The sequence below is a fragment of the Stutzerimonas nitrititolerans genome (assembly GCF_003696285.1).
Lineage (GTDB): Bacteria > Pseudomonadota > Gammaproteobacteria > Pseudomonadales > Pseudomonadaceae > Stutzerimonas > Stutzerimonas nitrititolerans.
In genome coordinates, this window is sequence record NZ_RFFL01000014.1 from 17,695 (window position 1) to 42,255 (window position 24,561).

The following is a 24,561-nucleotide window of genomic DNA, read 5'->3' on the forward strand; positions in this document are numbered from 1 at the left end:
TCGGTTCAGGAAAGGAGGGCGACACGGCGGTTGTTAGGGTCTGTTGCAAGGCGCACCCCGCGCTGAAACGTCAACAGACCCTACCGCCTGTCGCAAGGCGCCGAGCAGCAGGCAGACGAGCAGGACGGTGATGCCGAGCAGGAGCCGCAGCCGGCTCGGCGTTTCGGTCGGTTGCTCGACAACCTCCTGCATCACCTGGCCGCGCACCGCTTCGCCAGCGGCCGCATTCGAAAAAGCCGGCTCGGCAGCGCCAGGTGCCGTGCTGTGTGCGAGGCCGAAACCGCCGGCCATCTGCTCGATGAATTCGCGGGTGAGCGCCTCACCCTTGTCGGCGCCATGCTCGCTCGTCAGTGCTTGCCAGCGTTCGGCCAGTTCGCGGCGGGTTTCGTCGGAGGCATCCCAGTAGCCCTTGCGGATCGCCTCGGCCATGCGCTCGATCAGCTGCGCCTGGGCGGTGGGGTTGTGCGCTTCGAACCAGCGGTCGAGGCCGAGTTCGCGCTGGTCGTTGACGAAGGTGTCATGCAGCGCCTGCCACTGGTCGGCGCGTACCATGCTGCGATCGGCCGCCTGCCAGCCCCAGAGGTTGTTGGCCACGTTCAGTATTTCCAGGGTGCCGGCGTAGCCTTCCTGCTGCATGGCGCCGATCCATTGCGGGTTCAGGTAGCGGCTGCGCAGCTCGCTGGCCAGGTAGCTTGCCGCGCCGGTGGTGCGCGGCTCGGTCTTGCGCAGGTCGGAGATATAGAGCGACGGACTGGCGCCGTCGAGATGGCGAATGGCGAGCGAAAGGCCACCGAGGAACTCGAAGGGATGGTCGGTCGACAAGACGCCGTTGAGTTCGCTGGAGCGGGCCATGACCGCCGCTTGCACGCCCCTGAGCTGTTCGGCGAACAGATTCTGGCCTTCGATCCTTTCGCCCCAGCTGGCACTGCCGTAGCCATATTGCAGCCGCGAGAGAAACTGCTCGGCCAGTTCGGCGTCGTTGTCCCAACGTGTCGAGTCGAGGGTGAGCTGCGAGACACCAGTGCCGTAGTCACCCGGTTCGTTGCCGAACAGCCGCAGCTGCGACAGGCGCCTGGCGCGTTCGGCATCGAAGCCCTGTTCCTGCAATCGCCGGGCGAGGGCGTGGCTGTTAGCGGCGATCAGGTTGCCGGGCTCATCCAGTGCCGCGAGGCGTTCCACCACGTCGGCCAGCTGGCGCATGAAGCTGTCGAACTGGTCGCGGTAAACGCTGGTGACCTGGACCACGACGTCGATACGCGGCCGACCGAGTTCAGCTGCCGGAATGATCTCCAGCAAACGCACCCGTCCGCCTGCATCCCACACCGGGCGCACGCCAAGCGCATGCAGGACCTGGCTTTCGAGAATGCCGAGATGGCGCATGGCTTCGGACGACCAGAGGCTGAAGGCGAGCTTTTCCGGCGGTTCGCCGTCATGCTCGTCCCGATAGCGGGCGACCAGCTGCTCCAGCGCCTTGCCACCCGCGTCGTAGGCTGCGCGGGTCGGCAGTTTGTCCGCCTCGAAGGCGTACAGGTTGCGACCGCTGGGCACTTCCGGGTTGCGCACCGGGTCACCGCCGGGGCCGGGCGTGACGAAACCACCGGCAAGACCGGCCAACAGCGCCTCGATCTCGCCGGTTTGGCTCAGATGGGCGTCCAGCAGCCGGGCGCGTTCGAGCTGTTCGCGCAGGCCGGCATCAGCGATCGAGTCGAGGCTTTCGCCGTCGCGCAGATAGCGTTGCAGGATGCGATAGGGAAGGCTCGCCTGCAGCCCGGCGAAGTCCTCGGCCAAGGGTTCGTCCCCGGTCAGGTCCAGCGCTTGCAGATAGGGCTCGCCCAGCTGTTGCAACACCGTGGCCAGGCGATGTTCGGGTGAGGCCGGTTCGCCGAAGGTGTGCAGGCCCAGCGGCATGTTCGCCTCGGCCAGTTCGTGCAGGTGGTCGTGCAGGGCCTGCAGGAAGCCCTTCGGCTCGGCGCGCATGCGGGCTTCGTCCCAGCCGAGGTCCGCCATCATTGAATTCTGCAGCGCCGCCTGGCGGATGCGTTCGGCGGTGGTTTCGCGCACCGCGCCTTCATCGAGCTGCTGGTATTCGTGGATGAGCGCATGCAGATCGCGCAACTCGGCGTAGAGGCCGGCAGGCGCAAAGGGCGGCGTCTGGTGGCTGACGATCACGGCGCGGCCACGGCGGCGCGCCTGGATGGCCTCGCCGATGTTGTCCTGGATATAGGGGTAGAGCACCGGTAGATCATCCAGAGCGAGGAAGGGGTAATCGCCCGTGGCCAGACCCCGATCCTTGCCGGGCAGCCATTCCTGGGTGCCGTGGGTGCCGAAGTGGATCAGGGCATCGGCCTCGAACTCCTCGTGAAGTGTCTGGTAGGCCGCCAGATAAAGATGATCGGGCGGGACCTTGCTATCGTGATAGGCCTCGCCCGGGCGACCTGCACGGGGTGGTTGTGGCATCAGCAGCAGCTTGCCGAGGCGTGCGGCGGGAATGACGAACTGCGGCTGTCCGTCGATCTCGCGCAAGGCCCAGTGCTCGGCGGGCTCGCCCCAACGGTCGAGCAACGCCTGTCGGCTTGGCCGGGGCAGGGTCGCCAGCCAGCGCTGGTAGGCCGACAGCGGTAGGGTTTCGGCCAGGTCGTCGGCCAGCAATTGGTCGAGCGTGTCCGGTCGGTAGTAGCCGCCGAGTAGGCGCTGGGCCGTTTCGATCAATTGGCTCTCGTCGGTTGCGGGCACCTGGTAACCGGCCTGCTGCAACGCGGCGGTCAGATGCGCCAGGCTGCGTGGCACGTTGAGATTGGAGGCGGCGACATTCCTTTCGCCATCGGGATGGTTCCAGAACATCACGGCCAGGCGCTTTTCGGCTGGGGCCAGCCGACGCAGCCGCGTCAGGCGGTCGACCTTGGCCAGCAGCGCGTCGATCTGCTGCGGAATCGAAACCGGTTCGCCATTCTCGATGGCGGCGATCACCAGCGGATCGGTCATGCCCCAGCTTTCCGGCACCGTCAGCAGGGTGGCGGCGGTGCGCGGCGAGACGCCGCTGCTGGAGGCTTGCCAGTGTTCTCGGTCACCGTCGCGCCAGGTGAGGGTCGACAGCACGGGGATGCCCAGTGCGAGAAATTCAGCCTGCCGCGCCGGACCGTTCTGCATGTGCTGCAGGTTGACCAGCACATCGGTGTGGGCGGGGCCGAGCAGTTTGCCCAGCGCTTGCGGGTCCCGGTCGTCCATCCAGAACGCCATCGGCGCCTGGCCGCGTGCCTCACTGCGGTCGATCAACTCATCGATCAGTTGCAGCTGACCGTCCACCAGTGCGCCGCGGTGAATGGCGAAGGCCACGCGCGGTGCGTCTGCGGCCCAGCGATCGGCAGCCCAGGCGAGGTAATCCGCGAGGTGCTCGAAGGGTTCTGGCGCAGCAGGGTGGTAGATGCCGGCATGGGCGAGTTCCGCCGGGGCGGGAATCGCATCGGTGGCATCGCCGTCATGCCAGGCACGCAGGTAGGCGAACAGGTGACGCTGGTTGCGCTCGCCGCCGTTGCCGTAGTAGCCGATCAGGCGCTTGGCGACCGTTGTCGGCAGGTTGCCGAAGGCTGGGGGGCCGCCGCCGACGCGTATCCAGGGCGTGTCGCCAGCACTGAGCCGATCGCCGAGATACTGCTGCACCCGCGTGAGGTCGGCGGGGCGCGGCGTATCCAGGATCAGGAGGTCCGGATCGCTGGGCTCGGCCCGGTCGGCGGACGATGCGATGCGCACGCCGTTCAGCGTGACGTTCGACTCGGCTGCCCATGCCGCAAGCCGGTCGAGCTTGCCCTGCAGCACGAATTCGGTCGTCAGCACCCGTACCTGGACGGCGTCTTGTCGTGCGGGATCGGCCGCCGCCGCGTCGTACCCGAACAGCGCCAGCAGCATCAAGAGGCTCAGCTTGCGCATCTCAGAACCTCAGGCTCACGCCGATGTGGTAGGTGCGACCTGGCTCGGCGAAGGTGAAGTTGTCGGAGGCGTCGCTGAAGTCCTCGTCGGTGAGGTTTTCGATGCCGCCGCGAAGGCTGATGTCGTCGGTGATGCGCTGGGTCAGCTCCAGGTGCCAGAGGCTGTAGGCAGGTACTCCATAGGCCGTGTTGCTGGAATAAGTCAGCTGGCTGCCGACGTACTCGCCACGCAGCTGGGCGCTGAAGGCTGCGCTTGGCGACCATTGCAGCCGGGTGTTGGCCAGGTGGCGGGCGCGGTCGCCCAGACGCCGGTCGGCGCTGCGGTCGATGGCGTCGAGATAGGTGTAGTTCAGGTCCCAGCGCAGGTTGGCTGGCAGGTCCAGGCCGCCGCCCAGTTCGAGGCCGCGAATGCGTGCCTTGTCGACATTGTCGTAGTTGCGCACCTCGCGGCCGCGCTGGCCGCAGTCGGAAACGCATACGGTCTGGATCAGGCCGCGCACGTTGTTCTGGAATATCCCGGCGTTCAGCGACCAGCCGTCTGCCTGATAGTCCGCGCTGATCTCGTAAGTGGTGTTGGTTTCGGGCTCGAGGTCGGGGTTGCCGTAGATGGTGAACATGCCGCCGCCACCGATGGCCGAGTAGCCCGGTGAAAGCTGTTTGAGCGACGGCGCCTTGAAGCCTCGACCGCCACCGCCCTTGATGGTCAGCGCATCGTTGACATGATGGATGAGGTAGGCGCGAGGGCTGTTGTGCCAACCGTATTGCTCATGCTGATCGAAGCGATTGCCCAGCACCAGCGACCAGGACGGATCGAACTGGATTTCATCCTGCAGGAACAGGGCGCGGTGAATGTTCTGGGCATCACCGGTGACGAAACCGCCATCCTCCAGCTGCTCCTTGCGCCATTCGCCGCCGAAAGTGACGAGGTGGATGTCTGCCAGCGGCAGGCTCAGGCTGCCATCGATGATGTCGTCGGTGAGCTCCTGACGTGGGGACGTCGGAACGACACCGTTGGTGTAGCGCTGGTTGCGCTCCAGCGTGTTGCGGTAGGCGCGCAAGGTGCTGCTGCCCCAGGCCCAGTCGCCGCTGTGGGCGATGGAGAAACGCTCGCGCTCGATGCGATCGCTGGATTCATATTCCACCGGTGCGCGGCCAGCGCTACGGGTGTTGCGCCAGCGATCCTCCAGGCCGTTGGCGTAGCTGAAGTCGATGCGCTGCGCCGTGTCCGGGGTCCAGCTCAGAGTGGCGCTGGCGCTTTGCGCGTCCCGACCTTCGATTTCCGATTGGGAAGCGTCGTTGTGCAGGGGCGTGTCCTGGCGCCGTCGTGTCTCGCCGCTCAGTGACAGCCCGAGCACGCCCGGCACCAGCGGGCCGCCGGCATAGACACCCAGGTGATGTGTCTGACCGCCCCGGCCATCCTCGCGGACGCCACCGTTGAACTGAGCCGCACCGTGCCACGCGTCGGTACCGCGCCGCGTAATGACGTTGACCACACCGCCCAGCGCCTCGGAGCCGTATAGCGACGACATGGGCCCGCGTATGACCTCGATTCGCTCGATAGCCTCCACCGGCACCCAGCCCAGATCGAAATCGGCATGCGCCACGGCGCCGGCCGCGCTGTTGATGCGTTGTCCGTTCACCAGAATCAACGTGTGCTCGCTGCCCATCCCCCGGATGCTCACCCCACGGCGCGCCATGCCGATGCCGGTGAATTGCAGACCCGGCGTGCCACGCAGGGCGTCTTCCAGATCCTGCACGGGTCGCAGGGCCAGTTCCTCACGGCTGATGACCGTAACGCTCGCGGGTGCGTCGTTCAGCTGACGTTCGGTGGAGGTGGCCGTAACGACTGTGGGTTCGAGATTTATCCGTTCTGCAGCACCGAGTGCCGACAGCGGCAGCAAGGCGAGGGCGGTGATCATTCGTGCGGGCTTGGGCAGGACGTGAAGGCGGGTGCAGCGGGACATCGCATCTTCCTTGGCTGAAGGGCACCTCTAAAAACTACCTGCGTTGCCATCGCTGCGTTGAAAACAGGCTCAAAATGCTCATTTACAACTCGTAAACTGCGCTTTTTCGCCTGTTTTCGCCTTGCGCTGGCTGCCTCGCCTACGTTTTTAGAAGCACCCTGAAAGGGCTGGCCACAAGCGAGCCGCCCGGGCTTCGGGCCGACTCGCTTCTGGCGGTGAGAGAGATCACTTCTTCGCGGTAAACCCGGCGAAGCGTTTGTTGAAACCGGCGATGCGCCCTTCGGCAGTGGTCTTGCGTTGCTTGCCGGTGTAGATCGGATGCGATGCGCTGGACACATCGAGTGCGATGTACGGGTAGGTGTTGCCATCGCTGTGCTGATGCGTACGGGTGGTTTCGGCTGTCGAGCCGATCAGGAAATACACATCCGCCGCCGTGTCGTGGAAGAGCACGGGGCGGTAGTGGGGATGAATGCCTGGCTTCATGGGGGCCTCGCAATTGGTGTGATCGAAGATGTTATATCATAACAATTCAGTTGAGCGAGACGAATATTCGCTGGTGGCAGGGAGGAGCTTTACTCCGGCGGTTCCAATCTGGTCCATGTCGGCAGCCGGCGTGTGGCTGTCCGGCGCTGTTGGCTCGGACGGGACGGCGCGCACATGCAGCCGCTGTTCGTTGCGATCCGACGCCGTAACTCGCGGTTGCGCGGCGCCCGGCCTTGGACTAACCTCCGCGTCGCCTCAGGTGCCCTTGGCAAAAAGCCACATGGGTGAAACAGGGAAGCCGGTCCATTCTCACGAAGATTCCGGCGCTGCCCCCGCAACGGTAGGCGAGTCGAGAAACCGCAACGGCCACTGTGCTCCACGCACAGGAAGGCGCGGTTTCGGGATGCCATGACGCATCCGCTCGCAAGCCCGGAGACCGGCCTGTCGCATTTCACTGACAGTGCGGCGGGCGCTGAGCGGGTGCGTACCTTTGCGGTACTCCCTTCTTTCAAGTTCTTCCGTCTGTCTCCACCGACATTTTGGTCGTGCGGGTGGGCACGACGGAGAACCTCGATCCAATGCGCAATTCCCTTCCCCTGGCCGCGGTGCTGCTGGGCCTTCCTTCCTGTGTCCTGGCCGATCATGGCGATGCCTTGCTGCTGGGCCAGCAGGTGATCACCGCCAGCCGGACCGGCCATTCGCCGGTGTCCATCGCTTCCAGCAGCCTCATCACCCGTGACGAGATCGAACGCCAGCAGGCCGGCAGCGTGCCGGAGCTGCTGCAGCGCCTGGCCGGAGTCAGCGTCACCAGCAACGGCGGGCGCGGCAAGAGCACCTCGGTGTCCATTCGCGGCACCAGCGACAAGCACGTGCTGGTGCTGATCGACGGCGTCCGGGTCGGCTCGGCCACCTCCGGCAGCGCCGCGTTGCAGAGCATCCCGGTGGAGCAGATCGAGCGTATCGAGATTGTCCGTGGACCGCGCTCCAGCCTGTACGGCTCGGAAGCCATGGGCGGGGTGATCCAGATATTCACCCGTCGCGGTGGCGCCAAGGGCTTCAAGCCTTACTTCTCGGTGGGTGCCGGTTCGCGTTCGAGCTACAGTGGGTCGGCCGGTGTGGCCGGCAGTCACGGCAACGGCTGGTTCAACCTCGGCGTGGCCAGCGAGTCCACCGACGGTATCAATGCTCGCGCCTATCGCAGCAACGAACCCAAGGCCTTCGAGCCGGATGCCGACGGCTACCGCGAACTCTCTGCACAATTGCGCGCCGGCTATCGCTTCGACAACGGCCTGGAGCTCGACGGCAGCTGGTTGCAGAGCGAAAACCACAGCGACTTTGATGCCCGTAGCTATAGCGCCAAAAACGGACTCAGTGGAACCAATGCATACAGCGACGGCTCCCTGCAGGCGCTCAGCGGTCGCGCGCGCTTCTCGCCGCTGGCCTTCTGGGACGTCACCTTGCAGGCCGGGCATAGCGAGGACCTGGATGACAGATTTCAGGACGGCGACTTCAATTCGCGCTTCGATACCCGCCGCGACAGCCTGAGCTGGCAGAACGACTTCAATTTCGGCGAGGCGCAGGTGCTGAGCCTCGGCATGGATTACAAAAAGGATCGTGTCGACAGCAGCGACGACTATGCCGAGGACAACCGCTACAACAAGGGCTACTTCGTCCAGTACCAGGCCGCTTTCGGCCGCCACGGCGTGCAGGCCGGCCTGCGTCGCGACAAGGATGAGTTCTTCGGTGCGCACGACACCGGAAGCCTGGGTTACAGCTTCGACCTGAGCGACGCGCTGACGCTGACCGCCGCCTATGGCACCGCCTACCGCGCGCCGACCTTCAACGATCTGTATTACCCGCTTACAAGGGGCATGGAAGGTAACCCGGACCTCCAGCCGGAGGAATCGGAAAGCTACGAGATCGGCATCCGCGGCAGTCATGGCTGGGGTGAGTGGAACATCAATGCCTATGAAAACCAGATCGAAGATCTGATCGTCTGGGCGGGCAGCAGCCCCATGCGTCCGGAAAACGTCGACGTGGCGCGCATCCGCGGCATCGAGACCAGCGTCGCCACCGTGCTGGCCGGCTGGAACGTGGCTGCCAACATGACCTTCATGGACCCGCAGGACCGCAGCAAGGCCAACCACGGCCATCTGCTGCAGCGCCGCGCCAAGCGCCAGTTCAACCTGGACCTTGATCGCCAGTTCGGCGCCGTCGGCCTGGGCGCGTCGCTGTACGCGGCCAGCGAGCGCTTCGACAAGGCGAGCAACGCCGAGGATTCGCGCATGCCGGGCTACGCCCTGGTGGACCTGCGCAGCGAGTACCGTTTCGACGAGGCTTGGCGCTTGCAGGTCAAGCTGGCGAACCTGTTCGACCGTGACTACGAAACCGCACAGACCTACGAGCAGCCCGGTCGCGCGGTGTATTTCACCGTGCGCTATCAGGCCCTGTAAACCGGCAATCCGGAGGATAACAGCATGCACGTCCTGTCCATGCGCGCCCAACTGGCAATAGGCGCCGCGATGATCCTGCTGATGGCCATGACCCGTGGCCAACACTTCGCTAGCGTCCAGAATCTGCCCAGCGCCAGCTGGTCGATCTTCTTCCTGGCCGGCTTCTACCTGCGTCCGCGCTGGATGTTCGTGCTGCTGTTCGCCGTGGCATCGGTGCTGGACTTCGGCTCCCTGGCCAGCGGCACCATCAGCGAATGGTGCCTGTCGCCGGCCTACTGGGCGCTGGTGCCGGCCTACGGCAGCCTGTGGCTGGCCGGGCGGCTGTTCGCCGGCTGGCAGCGCGACAACCTGCGCAGCCTGGCCGTGCTGGCGTTGACTTTGGTGGGTGCGGCTTTCGTCGCCTATCTGTTCTCCGGCGGTGGTTTCTACTTCTTCTCCGGTCGCTACCCCGAACCGACTCTGACCGGCTTCCTGGCGCGCATCGCCCAGTACGTGCCGCGTCATCTGGGTAACCTGGCGTTCTACGTCGGTACGGCGCTGGTGCTGCATGCCGGTATTTTCTCGGCGCTGCGCCTACGCGCACGGGAGGTGCACTGATGGACGGGCGCGACGAGCGGCACAAGGCGCGCATGCAGCGCAAGAAGGCGGTGGTCGACGCGAAGATCGCCGAGGCCCAGGACGAGTACGGCCTGCTGCTGGTGCACAGCGGCAACGGCAAGGGCAAGAGCAGCTCGGCTTTCGGCATGGTTGCCCGCGCGCTGGGCCACGGCATCAAGGTCGGCGTGGTGCAGTTCATCAAGGGCGCGGCCAGCACCGGCGAGGAAAACTTCTTCCGACGCTTCCCCGAGGAGGTGCGTTATCACGTGATGGGCGAAGGCTTCACCTGGGAAACCCAGGGACCGCCAGCGCGACATCGCCAAGGCGCAGGAGGCCTGGGCAGTGGCGCGTGAGCTGCTGGCCGATGAAAGCATCGGTCTGGTGGTGCTTGACGAGCTGAACATCGCGCTGAAATACGGCTATCTGGAGCTGGAGCCGGTATTGGCCGATATCGAGTCGCGGCCAATGCTGCAGCACGTCGTGGTCACCGGTCGCGGGGCACCGCCCGGGCTGATCGAGGCGGCGGATACCGTCACCGAAATGAACCTGGTCAAGCATGCGTTCAAGGCGGGCGTGAAGGCGCAGAAGGGCGTGGAGTTCTGATGCCGATGCTTACAGGTCAGTTAGGGTGGATGGCGCCTTTTTCATCCACCGCCCGCGTTGTCGGTGGATGGGTGAAGCGTCATCCACCCTACGCCAGACCTCGGAAACGTAGGGTGGATGTCGCTCTTTACATCCACCATGACTCGACTCGCCCTGCGAGGCTGCGATGAATAGCCGAAGCTGCCCGGCATTGCTGATCGCCGCGCCCGCGTCCGGGCAGGGCAAGACCACCGTCACCGCCGCCCTGGCTCGGCTGCATGCGCGCCAGGGCAAGCGCGTGCGGGTATTCAAGTGCGGGCCGGACTTTCTCGATCCGATGATTCTCGCTCGCGCCAGCGGCCAGCCTGTCTATCAGCTCGACCTGTGGATGGTCGGCGAGGAGGAATCGCGCCGACTGCTGTGGCAAGCCGCCGGCGAAGCCGATCTGATCCTCATCGAAGGCGTGATGGGGCTCTTCGATGGCAACCCCAGCGCCGCCGACCTGGCGCGGCGTTTCGGCGTGCCGGTGCTGGCGGTGATCGATGGTGCGGCCATGGCGCAGACCTTCGGCGCCCTGGCCCATGGGCTGGCGAGCTTCCAGCCGGACCTGCCGTTTTCCGGGGTGCTGGCCAACCGCGTCGGCAGCACGCGGCACGGCGAGATCCTGCGCGACAGCCTGCCGGAGGCGATTCGCTGGTACGGCGCGTTGCCGCGCAGCACGGATGTCGAACTGCCGAGCCGCCATCTGGGGCTGGTGCAGGCCGACGAACTGGCCGACCTGGACGCACGCCTGGATGCCGCCGCCGATGCCCTGGAGGCCAGCGCCGATGTGGCGCTGCCGCCGGCGGTGAGCTTTGCCGCGCCGCTTTCGCGCACGGTGGAACCGCTGCTGCAGGGCGTGCGCATCGGCGTGGCACGCGATGCGGCCTTCGCCTTTCTCTACCAGGCCAACCTCCACCTGTTGCGCCAGCTGGGCGCCGAGCTGGTGTTCTTCTCGCCGCTCGCCGATACAGCGCTACCGCTGGTGGACAGCCTCTACCTGCCCGGCGGCTATCCCGAATTGTATTTGTGCGCGCTGGCCGACAACCAGGGGATGGCCGAAGCGATCCGTGCCCATCATGCCGCCGGCAAGCCCATCCTCGCCGAATGTGGCGGCATGCTCTATCTGCTCGACGGCCTCACCGACAAGGCCGGCACACACGGCGCCATGCTTGGTTTACTGCCCGGCGAGGCGCGGCTGCAGCCGCGGCTGACGGCGCTGGCGCTGCAGACGGTCGAGCTGCCGGAAGGGCGCTTGCGCGGGCACACCTTCCACCATTCGGCGCTGGAAACATCGCTGCAACCGCTTGCGCTTGGCGAATGCCCGAACTATAAGCGCACCGCCGAGGCGGTCTACCGCCAGGGGCGCCTGACGGCGTCCTACATCCATTTCTACCTGCCGTCCGATCCGACCGCAGCCGCGGAGTTGTTGCGTCCATGAGCGAACATGCCTTCAGTCCCGAGGAGCGCGCGGCGGTCTACCGCGCCATTGCCGAACGCCGCGACATGCGTCACTTCGCAGGTGGCGAGGTGGCACCGGAGCTGCTGGCGAGGTTGCTGGAGGCTGCACACCAGGCGCCCAGCGTCGGCCTGATGCAGCCCTGGCGCTTCATTCGCATCACCACAAGGGATCTGCGCGAGCGTATCGGAACGCTGGTCGAGGAGGAGCGCCAGCGTACTGCCGAGGCGCTCGGCGAGCGGTCCAGCGAGTTCATGCGGCTGAAGGTCGAGGGCATCCACGAGTGCGCCGAGTTGCTGGTCGCCGCGCTGATGGATGGCCGCGACGCCCATGTGTTCGGCCGCCGCACCCTGCCGGAAATGGACCTGGCGTCGCTGGCCTGCGCCATCCAGAACCTCTGGCTTGCCGCTCGCGCCGAGGGGCTGGGCATGGGCTGGGTGTCGCTGTTCGAGCCGCAGGCGCTGGCCGAGCTGCTGGGCATGCCGGCCGGCGCCAGGCCGGCGGCGATTCTATGCCTCGGGCCGGTGCATGATTTCTATCCAGCACCGATGCTCGAGCTGGAAGGCTGGACCCAGGGGCGACCACTGGCGGAGCTGCTGTACGAGGACCAATGGGGGCGACGCCCTTGAGCCTTGCGTTGAGCTGTTTGGCGGGCGTTGCCCTGGATGCGTTGCTCGGCGAGCCGAAGCGCGCGCATCCGCTGGTGGCCTTCGGGCGGCTGGCCGATCGCCTGGAACGGCATTTCAACGGGCCCGAAGCGCGCGGCTGGCGCAGCCACGGCGTGACGGCCTGGTGCCTGGCGGTACTGCCACTGACGGGGCTGGCCTGGTTGCTCAGCCTGTTGCCGGGTATCGGCTGGCTGGTGGAAATCGTGCTCTTGTACCTGGCCCTGGGCCTGCGCAGCCTGGGCGAGCACCTGTTGCCGGTAGCGCGGGCGCTGCGCCTGGGTGATCTGCCGGAGGCGCGCCGGCGGGTCGGTTATATCGTCAGCCGCGATACCTCGACGCTGGACGAAGCGGGCGTGGCCCGCGCCACCACCGAGTCGGCGCTAGAGAACGGCAGTGATGCGGTATTCGCTACGCTGTTCTGGTTTGTGATTGCCGGTGCGCCGGGTGTCGTGCTCTACCGCCTGAGCAACACCCTGGATGCCATGTGGGGGTATCGCAACGAACGTTTCGAGCGCTTCGGCTGGGCCGCGGCGCGGATCGACGATGCACTCAATTATCTACCGGCGCGGCTGGTGGCGCTGACCTATGCGCTGCTCGGCCGGACCCGCCAGGCGCTGCGTTGCTGGCGCGCACAGGCGCCCTCATGGGACAGCCCCAACGCCGGACCGGTGATGGCCGCCGGCGCCGGCGCGCTGGGCGTCGTCCTGGGCGGGCCGGCGATCTATCACGGCGAACTGCACACGCGACCGCCGCTGGGCGAGGGCGAGCCGCCACGGGCGGGGGATATCGAGCGCGCGCTGGATCTGGTCTGGTCTGGCGTCGGCGTCTGGCTAGTGGTGCTGCTGATCGGAGGCTGGCTGCATGCTTGAGCACGGTGGGCGCCTGCGGGCGGCGGCGCAGCGCCATGGAGTCGCGCTGACGGACTGGCTCGACCTGTCCACCGGCATCGCCCCCTATGGCTGGGCGATACCGGAAATTCCCGCGAATGCCTGGAGCCGTCTGCCGGAAGCCGACGACGGGCTGGAAGCCGCAGCGCAGCACTATTACGGCGCCCGTTCGCTGCTGCCGCTGGCCGGATCGCAGGCGGCCATCCAGGCGCTGCCTCGCTTGCGCGGGCCGGCGCGGGTCGGGGTGGTATCACCCTGTTACGCCGAACACGCCGAGGCCTGGCGGCGCGAAGGGCATCAACTGGTCGAACTCTGCGAAGCCAGCGTGCCGAAGACGCTCGATCGGCTTGACGTGCTGGTGGTGGTCAACCCCAACAATCCCAGCGGCCGGCTGATAGGCACCGAGCAACTGCTGCACTGGCATGCCCGGCTGGCTGACCACGGCGGCTGGCTGGTGGTCGACGAGGCCTTCATGGACTGCATGCCGCAGCACAGCCTGGCTGCCCACAGCCATCTGCCGGGGCTGGTGGTGTTGCGTTCGTTCGGCAAATTCTTCGGCCTGGCCGGTGCGCGCCTGGGCTTCGCGTTGGCCCATGGCGGGTTGCTACGCGTGCTCGAGGAGCAGCTCGGGCCCTGGCCGGTCGGTGGTCCGACGCGGTGGCTGGGCAGTGTCCTGCTGGCCGATGCCGAGGGCCAGCGCAGACAGCGCCAGCGGTTGAGCGAGGATGGCGCGCGGCTCGCGGCCCTGCTGACCGAACAGGAACTGCCGCCGACCGGTGGCTGCGCGCTGTTCCAGACGGTGTGCGATGCGAAGGCCGCACAGTTGCACGATCACCTAGCGCGTGCCGGTATCCTCACACGGCTGTTCATGCCGCTCGGCCTGCGCTTCGGCCTGCCCGGTGAGGAGTCGGGCTGGGCGAGGCTGGAGCAGGCCCTTCGGCATTACCGGGAGCAGAACGCATGACCACGCTGATGGTGCAGGGCACCACCTCCGACGCCGGCAAGAGCACCCTGGTGACCGCGTTATGCCGCTGGCTGGCGCGCCAGGGCGTGGCGGTGGCGCCGTTCAAGCCGCAGAACATGGCGCTCAACAGCGCGGTGACCGCCGACGGCGGCGAGATCGGCCGCGCCCAGGCGGTGCAGGCCCAGGCCGCCGGGCTGGCGCCGCACACCGACATGAACCCGGTGCTGCTCAAGCCCAACAGCGATACCGGCGCCCAGGTGATCATTCATGGGCGGGCCGTCACTCAGATGGATGCCGCCGTCTATCACGATTACAAGCGCGTGGCCATGCAGGCGGTACTGGAATCCCATCGGCGCTTGAGTACGACGTATTCCGTGGTGATGGTCGAGGGTGCAGGCTCGCCTGCCGAGATCAACCTGCGCGCCAATGACATCGCCAACATGGGCTTCGCCGAGGCGGTGGACTGCCCGGTGATCCTCATTGCCGATATCGACAAGGGCGGTGTCTTCGCTCATCTGGTCGGCACGCTGGAGCTGCTCAGCGCTTCGGAGCAGGCGCGTGTGCGGGGCTTCGTCATCAACCGCTTTCGCGGCGATATCGCACTGTTGCAACCTGGGCTGGACTGGCTTGAGCGACGTACCGGCAAGCCGGTGCTGGGCGTGCTGCCGTATCTGATGGATTTCCACCTGGAAGCCGAGGATGCCATCGATGTGCGCCAGTCGGCCAAGGCCGCCGAAGTGTTGAAAGTGGTGGTGCCGGTGCTGCCGCGCATCAGCAACCACACCGACTTCGATCCGCTGCGTCTGCACCCGCAGGTCGATCTTCGTTTCGTCGGTCCCGGACAACCCGTTCCTGCCGCCGACCTGATCGTCCTGCCCGGCTCCAAGAGTGTGCGTGCCGATCTCGCCTGGCTGCGTGCCAACGGCTGGGAGGCAGCGATCCAGCGTCATCTGCGCTATGGCGGCAAGCTGCTGGGCATCTGCGGCGGGCTGCAGATGCTCGGCCAGCGCATCGCCGATCCGCTCGGGCTGGAAGGGGCGGCCGGCGAGAGCGAGGGGCTTGGCCTGCTGGCATTCGACACCGTGCTCGAAGCCGACAAGCAGCTGCGCAATGTGCGTGGGCGGCTGTGCCTGGAGGGTGCCAAAGTCAGCGGCTACGAGATCCATGCGGGGGTGAGCGACGGACCGGCGCTGCGCCAGGCCGCGGTCGAACTGGACGATGGTCGCCGCGATGGCGCCGTCAGCGCCGACGGCCAGGTGCTCGGCACCTACCTGCACGGCCTGTTCGAAAGTCCGGCGGCCTGCACCGTGCTGTTGCGTTGGGCCGGGCTCGGTGAGGTCGAGACGGTGGACTACCACGCGCTGCGCGAGCGCGATATCGAGCGCCTGGCCGATCTGGTCGAGGCGCACCTGGATGTCACGCGCCTGCGCGCGCTGTGCGGCATCTGACATGACCTTCAGGAGAGTCCGGCCATGATCGAACTGATCCTCGGTGGCGCACGTTCCGGCAAGAGCCGCCTGGCCGAGCGCCTGGCTGCCGAAAGCGATCTGGCCGTCACTTATATCGCCACCAGCCAGTCGCTGGATGGCGAGATGGCCGAGCGCATCGCCCTGCATCGCCAGCGCCGCCCCGCGCACTGGTCGCTGGTGGAGGAGCCGTTGCAACTGGCGCGGGTGCTAAGCGAACAGGCCGACGCCCGGCGCTGCCTGCTGGTCGACTGCCTGACCCTGTGGCTGACCAACCTGCTGATGCTGGACGACCCGGCGCGACTGGTCGCCGAGCGTGACGCCCTGCTGGAAAGCCTCGGCAAGCTGCCGGGGCGGATCATTCTGGTCAGCAACGAAACCGGTCTCGGCGTGGTGCCGCTGGGCGAGCTGACCCGGCGCTATGTGGATGAAGCCGGCTGGCTGCACCAGGCGGTGGCCGCGCGCGCGCATCGGGTGACCTTCATGGTCGCGGGGTTGCCCATGGTGCTCAAGGACGGGCGGTGACCCGCGCGCGGTCACGGTCTTATCCGCTCCATGGAGTGGAGACTGTGGAATATCGCCGGCACGGACGCCAAGCAATACGTGCGCCTGGAGGCACCTCCGGCGTATTCGCCAGGCTTGCAATCCAGCGGCAAGAGCGCGCAGCATTGGCTCCTCTTTCAGATACGCCTCATCACTCGAGGCGTAGCCTTCCGTGGTCGCTGGAAGCGACCGACTCTATTTTTACCCACCATCGAACCCGCGGCTATGGAGCGACTCTTAGCCCAGGTAATCGTTACGCTCAGCTGAGGACCAGCGCCAATGACATCTCTGCACCAACGCACTCTAAACGCGATCCGCAACAACGAGGAAAAACTGCTCGATGCCTGGACCTCAGGGTTGGATGCCAGCGGCCTGTACCGCAACGTCAAGGCTGGTGATTTCCGCGAGCAGACCGCGGGTTTCATTCGCCTGCTGATCGCCGAGGCGGGCAAGGGCGCATCCGAAGACCTGCAGAGCATCAAGTGGGACGAGATGCGTCTGTTCCTCGAACAACTCTCCCACAGCCGGGTGTTGCTGGGCTTCGATTCGCAGCAGACGGCGGGTTTCATCTTCTCGCTCAAACGCCCGATGATGCCGCTGCTGCAGGCCGAATATGCCGACGAACCCGCCATGCTGGCAGACCAGCTGTGGGCACTGTCGGAGCTCATCGATGAGCTGGGGTTGCACACCGTACGCACTTTCCAGAAGTCGCGCGAAGCCGTCATCAAGCGCCAGCAAGAAGAACTGCTCGAGCTTTCGACGCCGGTCGTAAAACTCTGGGACGGCGTCCTGGCGCTACCGATGATCGGTACGCTCGACTCGCAGCGCACCCAGGTGGTGATGGAGTCGTTGCTGCAGCGCATCGTCGATACCGGCTCGGAGATCGCCATCATCGACATCACGGGTGTGCCCACCGTCGATACGCTCGTGGCGCAGCATCTGCTCAAGACAGTCACCGCGATCCGCCTGATGGGTGCCGACTGCATCATCAGCGGCGTGCGTCCGCAGATCGCGCAAACCATCGTCCACCTCGGGCTCGACCTCCAGGGGATCGTCACCAAGGCGTCCCTCGCCGACGCGCTTGCGCTTGCGCTGCGCCGTTCCGGGCTGACCGTAAGCAAGGCGGTTTAATGGAGCGCATACCAATCTTGCGGATGGGTGACTTCCTGCTGGTTACCATCCAGGTCGACATGCACGACCAGCTTGCCCTTACGTTGCAGGACGATCTTGCCGAGCGGATCAGTCAGACTTCGGCCCGTGCCGTGCTCATCGATATCTCGGCACTGGATATGGTCGATTCGTTCATCGGGCGGATGATCAGTTCGATTTCCGGCCTTTCGAGCATCATGGATGCCGAGACCGTCGTCGTCGGCATGCAGCCGGCCGTCGCCATCACGCTGGTCGAGCTGGGACTGACGCTGCAGGGCGTCAGCACTGCGCTCAACGTCGAGAAGGGCATGCAGCTGTTGCATCAGCGGATGACCGACAAATGATCGAACGTGCAAGCGGCAGTGTGCCGGTGCGCATCGAGCAGGACGTGGTGATCGCCCGCCAGATCGTGCGAAAGCTGGCTCAGGATTGCGGCATGCGCCTGGTCGACCAGACCAAGCTGGTCACCGCCGTGAGCGAACTGGCGCGTAACACCGTCGTCTACGGCGGCGGAGGCGATATGGACTGGGCGCTGTTCGCCGAAGGGCCCCGGTCAGGCATTCGGTTGACGTTTCGCGACGAGGGGCCGGGTATTGCAGATATCAAGCTGGCGATGACCGACGGCTGGACCTCGGGTGGCGGCCTCGGGCTTGGGCTTACGGGCGCCAAGCGGCTGGTGGACGAATTCGATCTGGACAGTTCGCCGGGCGCCGGTACTCGCATAAGCATCGCCAAATGGTCCTGAATGTTCGCGGCAGCCCGACGCTGGTACTGCCGGTCGAGGAGGAGAGCCAGGTTGGCCACGCCCGGCGCGTTGCGCACGGCATGGCCAGCAAGCTGGGTTTCGATGAGGCCGATGCCGGCCGCGTGGCGCTCGTGGCGACGGAGCTGGCGACGAATCTGCTCAAGCATGCCGGGCATGGCGCGTTGCATCTGCGTGCCATTCCGGCAAGCACCGGCTTCGCCATGGAAGTGATCAGCGTCGATCGGGGCCCAGGCTTCAATCCCAACGAGTGCCTGGCGGATGGATTTTCCACGGGCGGCACCCAGGGCACCGGGCTCGGTGCCCTGGTGCGACAGGCGCAGCTGTTCGACGTCTTCTCCGATGCCCGGGGCTCGGTCGTGCTCGTGCAGCTGTATCCCCGCCACTCCTCGGCGCTAGCCTTGCGTTTCGGTGTCAGCCAGCATGCGCTCAACGGCGATCCGGCCTGCGGCGATGTCTGGCAGGTGGCTGCCGATGGGCAGCGCCTCAGTGCGCTGGTTATCGACGGGATCGGCCATGGCGAGGATGCCGAACGGGCGAGTCGTGCGGGTGCAGTGGCGTTCGCGGCCGATCCATTTGCCGATCCGGCTGTCCAGATGCAACAGATGCATCAGGCGATGAGCGGAACGCGTGGCGGTGCGGCCGCGGTTGCGCTGGGCGACATGGGCTCCGGCGTCTTGCGTTTCGCCGGGGTAGGCAACATCGGTGCGCGTCTGTTGACTCGAGGGGCGAGCCGTGGCTTGGCCTCGCACCCCGGCATCGTCGGTTCGAGGTTTCGCAAGGCGCAGGTCTTCGATTATCCGATCGAGGAAAACCAGTTGCTGATTCTCTACAGCGATGGCCTTCAGTCACGCTGGGATCTGGGCGATTACCCCGGTCTGGCGCACCGCCATCCCGCACTCATCGCCACTGTGTTGCATCGTGACTTCTGCCGGGGCCGCGATGATGTGACCGTTCTGGTAATTGCTTTGGAGGCTACCGGTGATTGATGCGATGGCGCCGGAGGGCACGGAGCCCGAGGCTGTTGAAGAACTGCGCCGCGAGAACGAATTGCTGCGCGCCGAACTCGAGGAAACCAACCAGGGCGTTCTTGCCCTGTATGCCGAACTCGACACCCAGGCCGAACAGCTGAGGCAGGCCTCCGATCTGAAAAGCCGGTTCCTGTCCTACATGAGCCACGAATTCAGGACGCCATTGGGCTCGATCCGCAGCATCACGCGGCTGCTCAGCGACGAGCTGGATGGACCGCTGAGCCCCGAGCAGCACAAGCAGATCATGTTCATCAGCGGCGCGGCCATGGAGCTCAGCGAGATGGTCGACGATCTGCTCGACCTGGCGAAAATCGAAGCGGGACGAATCACCATCTCGCCCGCCTGGTTCGACATGTTCGATCTGTTCTCGGCGCTGCGGGGGATGTTCCGGCCAATTCTGGATGGCGACTCGGTCGACCTGATTTTCGAAGAGCCCAGGAACATCCCGCGCTTGTACACCGATGACAAGAAGCTGGCGCAGATCCTGCGTAACTTCATCTCGAACGCGCTGAAGTTCACCCAGCAGGGCGAAGTGAGGGTTTCCGCGCGAACCGAAGGTGACGGCAATATCCGCTTCGCTGTTTCCGACACGGGGATCGGTATTCCGGAAAATCTGCATCGAAACCTGTTCGAGGACTTCGTTCAGATCGATTCGCCGTTGCAGAAGCGTCTGCGCGGCACGGGCCTGGGACTGTCGTTGTGCAAGCGCTTCGCCGAGTTGCTGGGTGGCAGCGTCGGGCTGGAGAGCACGCCCGGGGTGGGCTCGACCTTCTTCGTCATCATTCCTTTAGCCGTTACAGCGGAGCCGCTCGATGGTGAGTAAAAGCACGGTCCTGGTGGTCGACGATAACGCCGCGACGCGCTACGCGATTCGTCGGGTTCTGGAGCGTCATGGCTATGCCGTGCTGGAGGCCGGAACGGGCACCGAGGGCCTTGCGACCATCATGGCGGAGGCCATCGATGCCCTGATACTGGACGTGAACCTGCCCGACATGAGCGGGTTCGACATCGTTCGCCAGCTCCGCGCCGACGACCGGACGCGACTGCTGCCCGTCATCCATGTTTCCGCCGCGTCGATCCTGACCGGCGACATCATCACCGGCCTGGATGCCGGTGCGGATGCCTATCTGATACACCCCGTGGACCCCGACGTCCTGCTCGCCACGCTGCGCACCTTGCTTCGTGTGCGCGACACGGAGCAGGCGCTGCGCGAGAGTGAAGCGCGTTTCCGGGAGATCTTCACCTACGTGCCGGCGCCGATCGTCTTGATCGATGCGCAACTGAACGTTCACGAGTGCAATCAGGCGTTCAAGCTGCTGCTGGGTAAGCTACAGGCGCCGTCGGCCTTGTCGGCTTATCTGGCCGATGGGCAGGAGGCCAAACTCCAGGCCCTGCGCGAGAGCCTTTGCAGCGGTAAGCGGTGGCACGAAACGCTGACCATGCGTGTGGACGGCGAGCTGCGTGAAACCACATGGCAGATGTCGCCATACCACGCGTTCGAGATCGGCCTGGTGTTCGTCGAGGACGTGACCGAGCAGCGCCAGCGCGAGCGGTCGCAGCTGCAACAGCTCGACGATGCGAACAACGAGCTGGCACGCGAGGTTGCCGAGCGGGTACGCACCGAAGCGCAGTTGATGCAGGCGCAGAAGATGGATTCGCTGGGCAAGCTGACGGGTGGGATCGCGCATGATTTCAACAACCTGCTCACCGGCATCATCACCGGCATCGAGCTGTTGAAGAAGCGGGTGGGCGAGGGGCGGAACGAGGCCGCATTGCGCTTTGCGGATACCGCGCTGAATTCCGCGCGCAGTGCCGCCTCGATGACCAATCGCCTGCTGGCGTTCGCTCGCCAGCAACCCCTGGATGCGCGCCCGGCCGATCTGAACGCAAAGATCCAGTCGCTCGAAGAGCTGTTGCGGCGCACCATCGGCGAGCACATTTCGCTGACCCTGGAACTGTGCGAAGAAGGCGCCATCGCCCAGGTGGACGCCAGCCAGCTGGAAAGCGCGGTGCTCAATTTGGTCATCAACGCCCGCGATGCCTTGCCGCGCGGTGGCAACATCACGATCAGCACTGCCGTTCTGCACTCGACCGGCGGTTCGGGGCTGGCTGAAGGCAGCTACGTCGCGCTCAGCGTCAGGGACGACGGCATAGGCATCGATGCCGAAATCATCAGCAAGGTCTTCGATCCGTTCTTCACGACCAAGCCGCTCGGCCATGGCACCGGTCTCGGTTTGTCGTCCATCTACGGTTTCGCCAGGCAATCCGGCGGTGAGGCGCGTATAAGCAGCCGCGTGGGCCAGGGCACCGAGGTGACGCTGGTCTTGCCGGCCACCGTCGCAGCGCGTCAGCCAGTGCGCGCCGTCGATGACACGCCCATGGGCAATGGCGAGCACGTACTGATCGTCGAAGACATGCCAGCGGTGCGTATGGTGGTCGCCGAACTGCTCGGTGAGGCGGGGTATCGTTGCAGCGAAGCGGGGGATGCCGCTACAGCGCTCTCGGTGCTGCAGGATGACTTCTCGATCGATCTTCTGCTGACGGATGTCGGTCTGCCCCGGCTTTCCGGGCGGGAACTGGCAGATGCCGCTCTCGCTCACCGCCCGGACCTGCCCGTGCTGTTCATGACGGGCTACACGGAGAATGCGGTGCGTCGAGATCGCTTCCTGCGTGAGGGGATGGATATGGTGACCAAGCCCATCCAGGTTGAAGAGCTGCTGCGCAAGGTGCGGCAGATGGTGCGGAAGAAGGCCTGCGTATGATGGGGCTCGGTACGCCAGCGCAGGCCTGAAGCGCCACTCGATGAGAGTGGCGCTCTGCCGTTCAGAGCCAGCCTTTTTCCTTGTAGAACCGCTCGGCCCCTTCGTGCAGCGGCGCGGTGAGGCCGACGCGGATCATGTCCTTGGCTTCGAGGTCGGCGAAGGCGGGATGCAGGCGCTTGAAGCGTTCGAGGTTGTCGAATACGGCCTTGACCAGTTGGTAGACGATTTCGGGATCGGTCTTGGTGGTGGCGGCCAGCACCGCTTTACCGCCGATCGAAGGCACCGCTGAATCCACACCCGGATAGAGCCCGGCTGGAATCTCGGCGGCGGTGTAGTAGCTGGCGCTCTGCAGAAGCTTCTCGATTTCCGCGCCACTGACCGGAATCAACCTGGCCTCGACGTTGGTCAGCGCTTCCTGGATGGCGCCGCTGGGATGGCCGACCACGTAGGTGATGGCGTCGAGGTTGTTGTCGCCCAGCGCCGAAGCCATTTCCGCCGGCTTGAGCTCGCCGGCCAGGGCGAAGTCGGCGTTGCTCCAGCCCTTGGCCTTCATCACCTCGTCGAAGGTGTCGCGGCTACCGGAGCCTGGTACGCCGATGTTCACCCGCTTGCCCTTGAGGTCATCGACCGTCTCGATGCTGCTGTCGGCGCGGGCGACCACGGTGAGAATCTCGGTCTGCAGGGAAAACACCGCCCGAAGCTCATCGATAGGGCCGTCCTTGTCGAACGGCGCGAGCCCCTGCAGCGCCTTGTGCTGGTGGTCGGACTGGATGAAACCAAGCTCGTACTCGCCGTTGTGCAGCGAGACGATGTTGGTCACGCTGCCGGCGGTGGAAGGCGCGTTGCACTTGATCGCCGGTTGCACTTCGGCGCGGTTGAGCAGGCGGCACACCGACTGGCCGGCGGTGTAGTAGACGCCGGTCTGTCCGCCGGTACCGATGGTGACGAAACGTTCCTGGGCCACGGCCGTGGTCGCAGCCAGCGAGCCCGCCAGGGCACAACCCAGCAGGCCGATACGGATACTCTGGTTCATCGTCGAATCCCTCTCATGTTGTTGTTATTGGTGAAACAGGGGTGCATTCATGTCCTGCGGCGCGACGGCGAGGCTCATGCGGCTTCGCTGTCGGCGCCATTGCCAACGCTCGTTCAGGCGCTGGCGGCGATCACCATGATCTCCACCAGCACGTCCGCCGAGGCCAGGCGCGCCTCGACGGTCGCCCGCGCCGGTGCGCAACCGGTCGGCAACCATTCGCTCCAGACCGTATTCATTGCCGCAAAGTCGGCTTCGATGTCCTTCAGCCAGATCTGTGCGCTGAGCAGCTTCGAACGGTCGGACCCGGCCGCGGCCAGCAGGTTGTCTATCTTCGCCAGCACCTGCCGGGTCTGCCCGGCGACATCTTCGCTGCGGTCATCCGGCACCTGCCCGGCCAGAAACACCAGGTTGGCGAAGGTGACGGCGGCGGACATGCGATCGTTGGTATTGATGCGTTGCAGGGTCATTCCAGATCCTCTCGTGTTGTAGTCAGGAAGCGAGGGACAGCCCGTCCAGCGCAATGACGGAGCGCTGCTGGCCGATCAGCCCGCAGAGCACGTCGGCGCTGCCGCAGGCCAGGGTGAAGCCGAGGCTGCCGTGGCCGACATTGAGCCACAAATTGTCGATACCGGCAGCGCCCAGCAGCGGCGTGCCTTCCGGCGTTGCGGGACGCAGACCGGCCCATTGGACGGCACCGCGGTAGTCGCCCGCGGCGGGGAAGGTCTTGCTGGCCAGGTCCTGCAGCATGCCGATCCGTCCCTGGTCGAGGCTGGCGTCCCAGCCGCCTATATCGACCATGGCGGCAACCCTCAACTTGTCGCCGAGGCGCGCGTAAACGACCTTGTTATCGTAGTCGGTGACGTTGGTGTCAGGGATTCCCGCCTGGTCGCCCAGCGGCATGGTCAGGCTGTAACCCTTGAGCGGATAGATCGGCAACTCGATGCCGAGCGGCTGCAACAAGGCCACGCTGGCGGCGCCGGCGGCGATCACCAGGTGATCCACGTCCAGTTCGTCATGGCCGAGCCGCACCGCGCGTACCCGCCCATGCTCTCGACGCAATGCGTCGACCGTCTGGCCGATGTGCAGGCGGAAGTTCGGCGACTGGCCAAGCCGCTCCAGCAGCCGACGGCAGAACAGATGGCAATCGGCGACCTCGTCGCCGGGCGAATAGATGCCACCTTGCAGCGCGTCGGCCAGTGGCTGCAAGGCGGGCTCGGTAGCCACACATTGGTCGGCATCGAGCAGCTGCTGGCTGCCATCGTCACTCAGCCCCAATGCTGCCTTGTCCAGGCTGGCACGGCTGCGATAGATCACCAGCTTGCCGTTGGCGCGCCAGGCGAAGCCGTCCAGCCCGTCCTGTTCGCGCCAGTCGCGCAATACCTGCTGGCTGTGCAGCGCGAGGCGCAACAGATGCGCGCCGTTGCGCTTGTTGGTCGAGCGGCGGCAGGCGAGCAGAAAACGCACGCACCAGCGCCATTGCTGCATGCTCATGCGTGGGCGAAAGCGCAGGGGCGCCTGGTCGCCCTTGAGCATCCAGCCAAGCGCCTGCAACGGCACACCCGCATCGGCCAGCGGCGAAACGTAGCGGTAACTGAGCTGGCCGCCGTTGGCGAAGCTGGTCTCCATCGCCACCTGGTCGCGTTTTTCGATCAGCTCGACCTGATGCCCCTGGCGCACCAGCGCATAGGCCGTGGTCAGGCCGATGACGCCACCGCCGATTACCGCAATTCGCATCATGCCGCTCCGTGAAAGTGATGATGGGAGACTAGGGGTGCGCCAGCGAAGCGGCCAATGA

Annotated in this window: 20 protein-coding genes, 1 pseudogene and 1 riboswitch; of the genes and pseudogenes, 15 read left to right on the plus strand and 6 right to left on the minus strand. The window is 65.6% G+C overall.

Translation table 11 applies throughout. The features are described from left to right. Nucleotides 1-33: 33 nt before the first annotated feature. The 3 genes from cobN to EA795_RS16700 all read right to left on the minus strand — a co-directional run bounded on the left by cobN (nt 34) and on the right by EA795_RS16700 (nt 6,370). The gene (gene cobN, locus EA795_RS16685) at nt 34-3,924 is read right to left on the minus strand and encodes a cobaltochelatase subunit CobN (protein ID WP_122078486.1); all 3,891 of its coding nucleotides are present in this window, start codon (nt 3,922-3,924) and stop codon (nt 34-36) included. Nucleotide 3,925: 1 nt separating this feature from the next. Beyond that, the gene (locus EA795_RS16690) at nt 3,926-5,887 is read right to left on the minus strand and encodes a TonB-dependent receptor domain-containing protein (protein ID WP_122078488.1); all 1,962 of its coding nucleotides are present in this window, start codon (nt 5,885-5,887) and stop codon (nt 3,926-3,928) included. Between the two features lie 225 nt (nt 5,888-6,112). Continuing rightward, nucleotides 6,113-6,370, minus strand: a complete 258-nt coding sequence (locus tag EA795_RS16700) for a type B 50S ribosomal protein L31 (RefSeq protein WP_058075932.1) — start codon at nt 6,368-6,370, stop codon at nt 6,113-6,115. Between the two features lie 240 nt (nt 6,371-6,610). Next, nucleotides 6,611-6,829, plus strand: a riboswitch (cobalamin riboswitch). 119 nt (nt 6,830-6,948) lie between these two features. Here EA795_RS16700 and btuB point away from each other — a divergent pair. From btuB to EA795_RS16775, 15 genes and pseudogenes are all read left to right on the plus strand, one after another. Then, nucleotides 6,949-8,823 (plus strand): TonB-dependent vitamin B12 receptor, encoded by a 1,875-nt coding sequence (gene btuB, locus EA795_RS16705; protein ID WP_122078490.1) that lies wholly within the window; start codon nt 6,949-6,951, stop codon nt 8,821-8,823. Nucleotides 8,824-8,847: 24 nt separating this feature from the next. Continuing rightward, on the plus strand, nt 8,848-9,420 hold the full coding sequence (locus tag EA795_RS16710; RefSeq protein ID WP_122078492.1) for a hypothetical protein: 573 nt from the start codon (nt 8,848-8,850) through the stop codon (nt 9,418-9,420). After that, nucleotides 9,420-10,023: pseudogene (gene cobO, locus EA795_RS16715) on the plus strand (cob(I)yrinic acid a,c-diamide adenosyltransferase). The gene EA795_RS16710 and the pseudogene cobO overlap by 1 nt, the downstream one beginning before the upstream one ends. A 166-nt stretch (nt 10,024-10,189) precedes the next feature. Continuing rightward, nucleotides 10,190-11,482 carry a cobyrinic acid a,c-diamide synthase CobB gene (locus tag EA795_RS16720; protein ID WP_122078494.1) on the plus strand — a complete coding sequence of 431 codons (1,293 nt, stop codon included), beginning with the start codon at nt 10,190-10,192 and terminating at the stop codon, nt 11,480-11,482. Next, nucleotides 11,479-12,129, plus strand: coding sequence for a 5,6-dimethylbenzimidazole synthase (gene bluB, locus EA795_RS16725; RefSeq protein WP_122078496.1), 651 nt, complete (start codon nt 11,479-11,481; stop codon nt 12,127-12,129). The genes EA795_RS16720 and bluB overlap by 4 nt, the downstream gene beginning before the upstream one ends. Beyond that, entirely contained in the window at nt 12,126-13,037 is a 912-nt protein-coding gene (cbiB, locus tag EA795_RS16730) for an adenosylcobinamide-phosphate synthase CbiB (protein ID WP_122078623.1), read from the plus strand. The genes bluB and cbiB overlap by 4 nt, the downstream gene beginning before the upstream one ends. Next, on the plus strand, nt 13,030-14,019 hold the full coding sequence (gene cobD / locus EA795_RS16735) for a threonine-phosphate decarboxylase CobD (protein ID WP_122078498.1): 990 nt from the start codon (nt 13,030-13,032) through the stop codon (nt 14,017-14,019). Before cbiB ends, cobD begins: the two co-directional genes overlap by 8 nt. Further along, nucleotides 14,016-15,467 carry a cobyric acid synthase gene (locus tag EA795_RS16740; protein ID WP_122078500.1) on the plus strand — a complete coding sequence of 484 codons (1,452 nt, stop codon included), beginning with the start codon at nt 14,016-14,018 and terminating at the stop codon, nt 15,465-15,467. Before cobD ends, EA795_RS16740 begins: the two co-directional genes overlap by 4 nt. A gap of 24 nt (nt 15,468-15,491) precedes the next feature. Continuing rightward, on the plus strand, nt 15,492-16,010 hold the full coding sequence (gene cobU / locus EA795_RS16745; RefSeq protein WP_014852730.1) for a bifunctional adenosylcobinamide kinase/adenosylcobinamide-phosphate guanylyltransferase: 519 nt from the start codon (nt 15,492-15,494) through the stop codon (nt 16,008-16,010). Nucleotides 16,011-16,307: 297 nt separating this feature from the next. After that, nucleotides 16,308-17,159 (plus strand): STAS domain-containing protein, encoded by an 852-nt coding sequence (locus EA795_RS16750; protein WP_065985448.1) that lies wholly within the window; start codon nt 16,308-16,310, stop codon nt 17,157-17,159. After that, nucleotides 17,159-17,521 (plus strand): STAS domain-containing protein, encoded by a 363-nt coding sequence (locus EA795_RS16755; RefSeq protein WP_122078502.1) that lies wholly within the window; start codon nt 17,159-17,161, stop codon nt 17,519-17,521. Before EA795_RS16750 ends, EA795_RS16755 begins: the two co-directional genes overlap by 1 nt. Beyond that, nucleotides 17,518-17,922: an anti-sigma regulatory factor gene (locus tag EA795_RS16760; RefSeq protein WP_122078504.1), complete on the plus strand. Its 405-nt coding sequence runs from the start codon at nt 17,518-17,520 to the stop codon at nt 17,920-17,922. Before EA795_RS16755 ends, EA795_RS16760 begins: the two co-directional genes overlap by 4 nt. Continuing rightward, entirely contained in the window at nt 17,913-18,929 is a 1,017-nt protein-coding gene (locus EA795_RS16765) for an ATP-binding protein (protein ID WP_205891497.1), read from the plus strand. The genes EA795_RS16760 and EA795_RS16765 overlap by 10 nt, the downstream gene beginning before the upstream one ends. Next, entirely contained in the window at nt 18,922-19,794 is an 873-nt protein-coding gene (locus EA795_RS16770) for a sensor histidine kinase (protein WP_376748156.1), read from the plus strand. Before EA795_RS16765 ends, EA795_RS16770 begins: the two co-directional genes overlap by 8 nt. After that, the gene (locus EA795_RS16775; protein WP_122078506.1) at nt 19,784-21,733 is read left to right on the plus strand and encodes a hybrid sensor histidine kinase/response regulator; all 1,950 of its coding nucleotides are present in this window, start codon (nt 19,784-19,786) and stop codon (nt 21,731-21,733) included. The genes EA795_RS16770 and EA795_RS16775 overlap by 11 nt, the downstream gene beginning before the upstream one ends. A gap of 61 nt (nt 21,734-21,794) precedes the next feature. Here EA795_RS16775 and EA795_RS16780 read toward each other — a convergent pair whose 3' ends face one another. The 3 genes from EA795_RS16780 to EA795_RS16790 all read right to left on the minus strand — a co-directional run bounded on the left by EA795_RS16780 (nt 21,795) and on the right by EA795_RS16790 (nt 24,500). After that, nucleotides 21,795-22,766 carry a TAXI family TRAP transporter solute-binding subunit gene (locus EA795_RS16780; protein WP_122078508.1) on the minus strand — a complete coding sequence of 324 codons (972 nt, stop codon included), beginning with the start codon at nt 22,764-22,766 and terminating at the stop codon, nt 21,795-21,797. Between the two features lie 113 nt (nt 22,767-22,879). Continuing rightward, the gene (locus tag EA795_RS16785; protein WP_122078510.1) at nt 22,880-23,233 is read right to left on the minus strand and encodes a RidA family protein; all 354 of its coding nucleotides are present in this window, start codon (nt 23,231-23,233) and stop codon (nt 22,880-22,882) included. A gap of 22 nt (nt 23,234-23,255) precedes the next feature. Further along, on the minus strand, nt 23,256-24,500 hold the full coding sequence (locus tag EA795_RS16790; RefSeq protein ID WP_122078512.1) for a D-amino acid dehydrogenase: 1,245 nt from the start codon (nt 24,498-24,500) through the stop codon (nt 23,256-23,258). Nucleotides 24,501-24,561 lie beyond the last annotated feature (61 nt).

Bases quoted from the DNA above. Each gene is read 5' to 3' on its own strand.
- cobD (WP_122078498.1), top strand. From the start codon at position 13,030: ATGCTTGAGCACGGTGGGCGCCTGCGGGCGGCGGCGCAGCGCCATGGA.
- EA795_RS16710 (WP_122078492.1), top strand. From the start codon at position 8,848: ATGCACGTCCTGTCCATGCGCGCCCAACTGGCAATAGGCGCCGCGATG.
- EA795_RS16740 (WP_122078500.1), top strand. From the start codon at position 14,016: ATGACCACGCTGATGGTGCAGGGCACCACCTCCGACGCCGGCAAGAGC.
- EA795_RS16755 (WP_122078502.1), top strand. From the start codon at position 17,159: ATGGAGCGCATACCAATCTTGCGGATGGGTGACTTCCTGCTGGTTACC.
- EA795_RS16790 (WP_122078512.1), bottom strand. From the start codon at position 24,500: ATGCGAATTGCGGTAATCGGCGGTGGCGTCATCGGCCTGACCACGGCC.
- EA795_RS16720 (WP_122078494.1), top strand. From the start codon at position 10,190: ATGAATAGCCGAAGCTGCCCGGCATTGCTGATCGCCGCGCCCGCGTCC.
- bluB (WP_122078496.1), top strand. From the start codon at position 11,479: ATGAGCGAACATGCCTTCAGTCCCGAGGAGCGCGCGGCGGTCTACCGC.
- EA795_RS16780 (WP_122078508.1), bottom strand. From the start codon at position 22,766: ATGAACCAGAGTATCCGTATCGGCCTGCTGGGTTGTGCCCTGGCGGGC.
- btuB (WP_122078490.1), top strand. From the start codon at position 6,949: ATGCGCAATTCCCTTCCCCTGGCCGCGGTGCTGCTGGGCCTTCCTTCC.
- EA795_RS16775 (WP_122078506.1), top strand. From the start codon at position 19,784: ATGGTGAGTAAAAGCACGGTCCTGGTGGTCGACGATAACGCCGCGACG.
- EA795_RS16690 (WP_122078488.1), bottom strand. From the start codon at position 5,887: ATGTCCCGCTGCACCCGCCTTCACGTCCTGCCCAAGCCCGCACGAATG.
- cobN (WP_122078486.1), bottom strand. From the start codon at position 3,924: ATGCGCAAGCTGAGCCTCTTGATGCTGCTGGCGCTGTTCGGGTACGAC.
- EA795_RS16750 (WP_065985448.1), top strand. From the start codon at position 16,308: ATGACATCTCTGCACCAACGCACTCTAAACGCGATCCGCAACAACGAG.
- cobU (WP_014852730.1), top strand. From the start codon at position 15,492: ATGATCGAACTGATCCTCGGTGGCGCACGTTCCGGCAAGAGCCGCCTG.
- EA795_RS16700 (WP_058075932.1), bottom strand. From the start codon at position 6,370: ATGAAGCCAGGCATTCATCCCCACTACCGCCCCGTGCTCTTCCACGAC.
- EA795_RS16760 (WP_122078504.1), top strand. From the start codon at position 17,518: ATGATCGAACGTGCAAGCGGCAGTGTGCCGGTGCGCATCGAGCAGGAC.
- EA795_RS16765 (WP_205891497.1), top strand. From the start codon at position 17,913: ATGGTCCTGAATGTTCGCGGCAGCCCGACGCTGGTACTGCCGGTCGAG.
- EA795_RS16785 (WP_122078510.1), bottom strand. From the start codon at position 23,233: ATGACCCTGCAACGCATCAATACCAACGATCGCATGTCCGCCGCCGTC.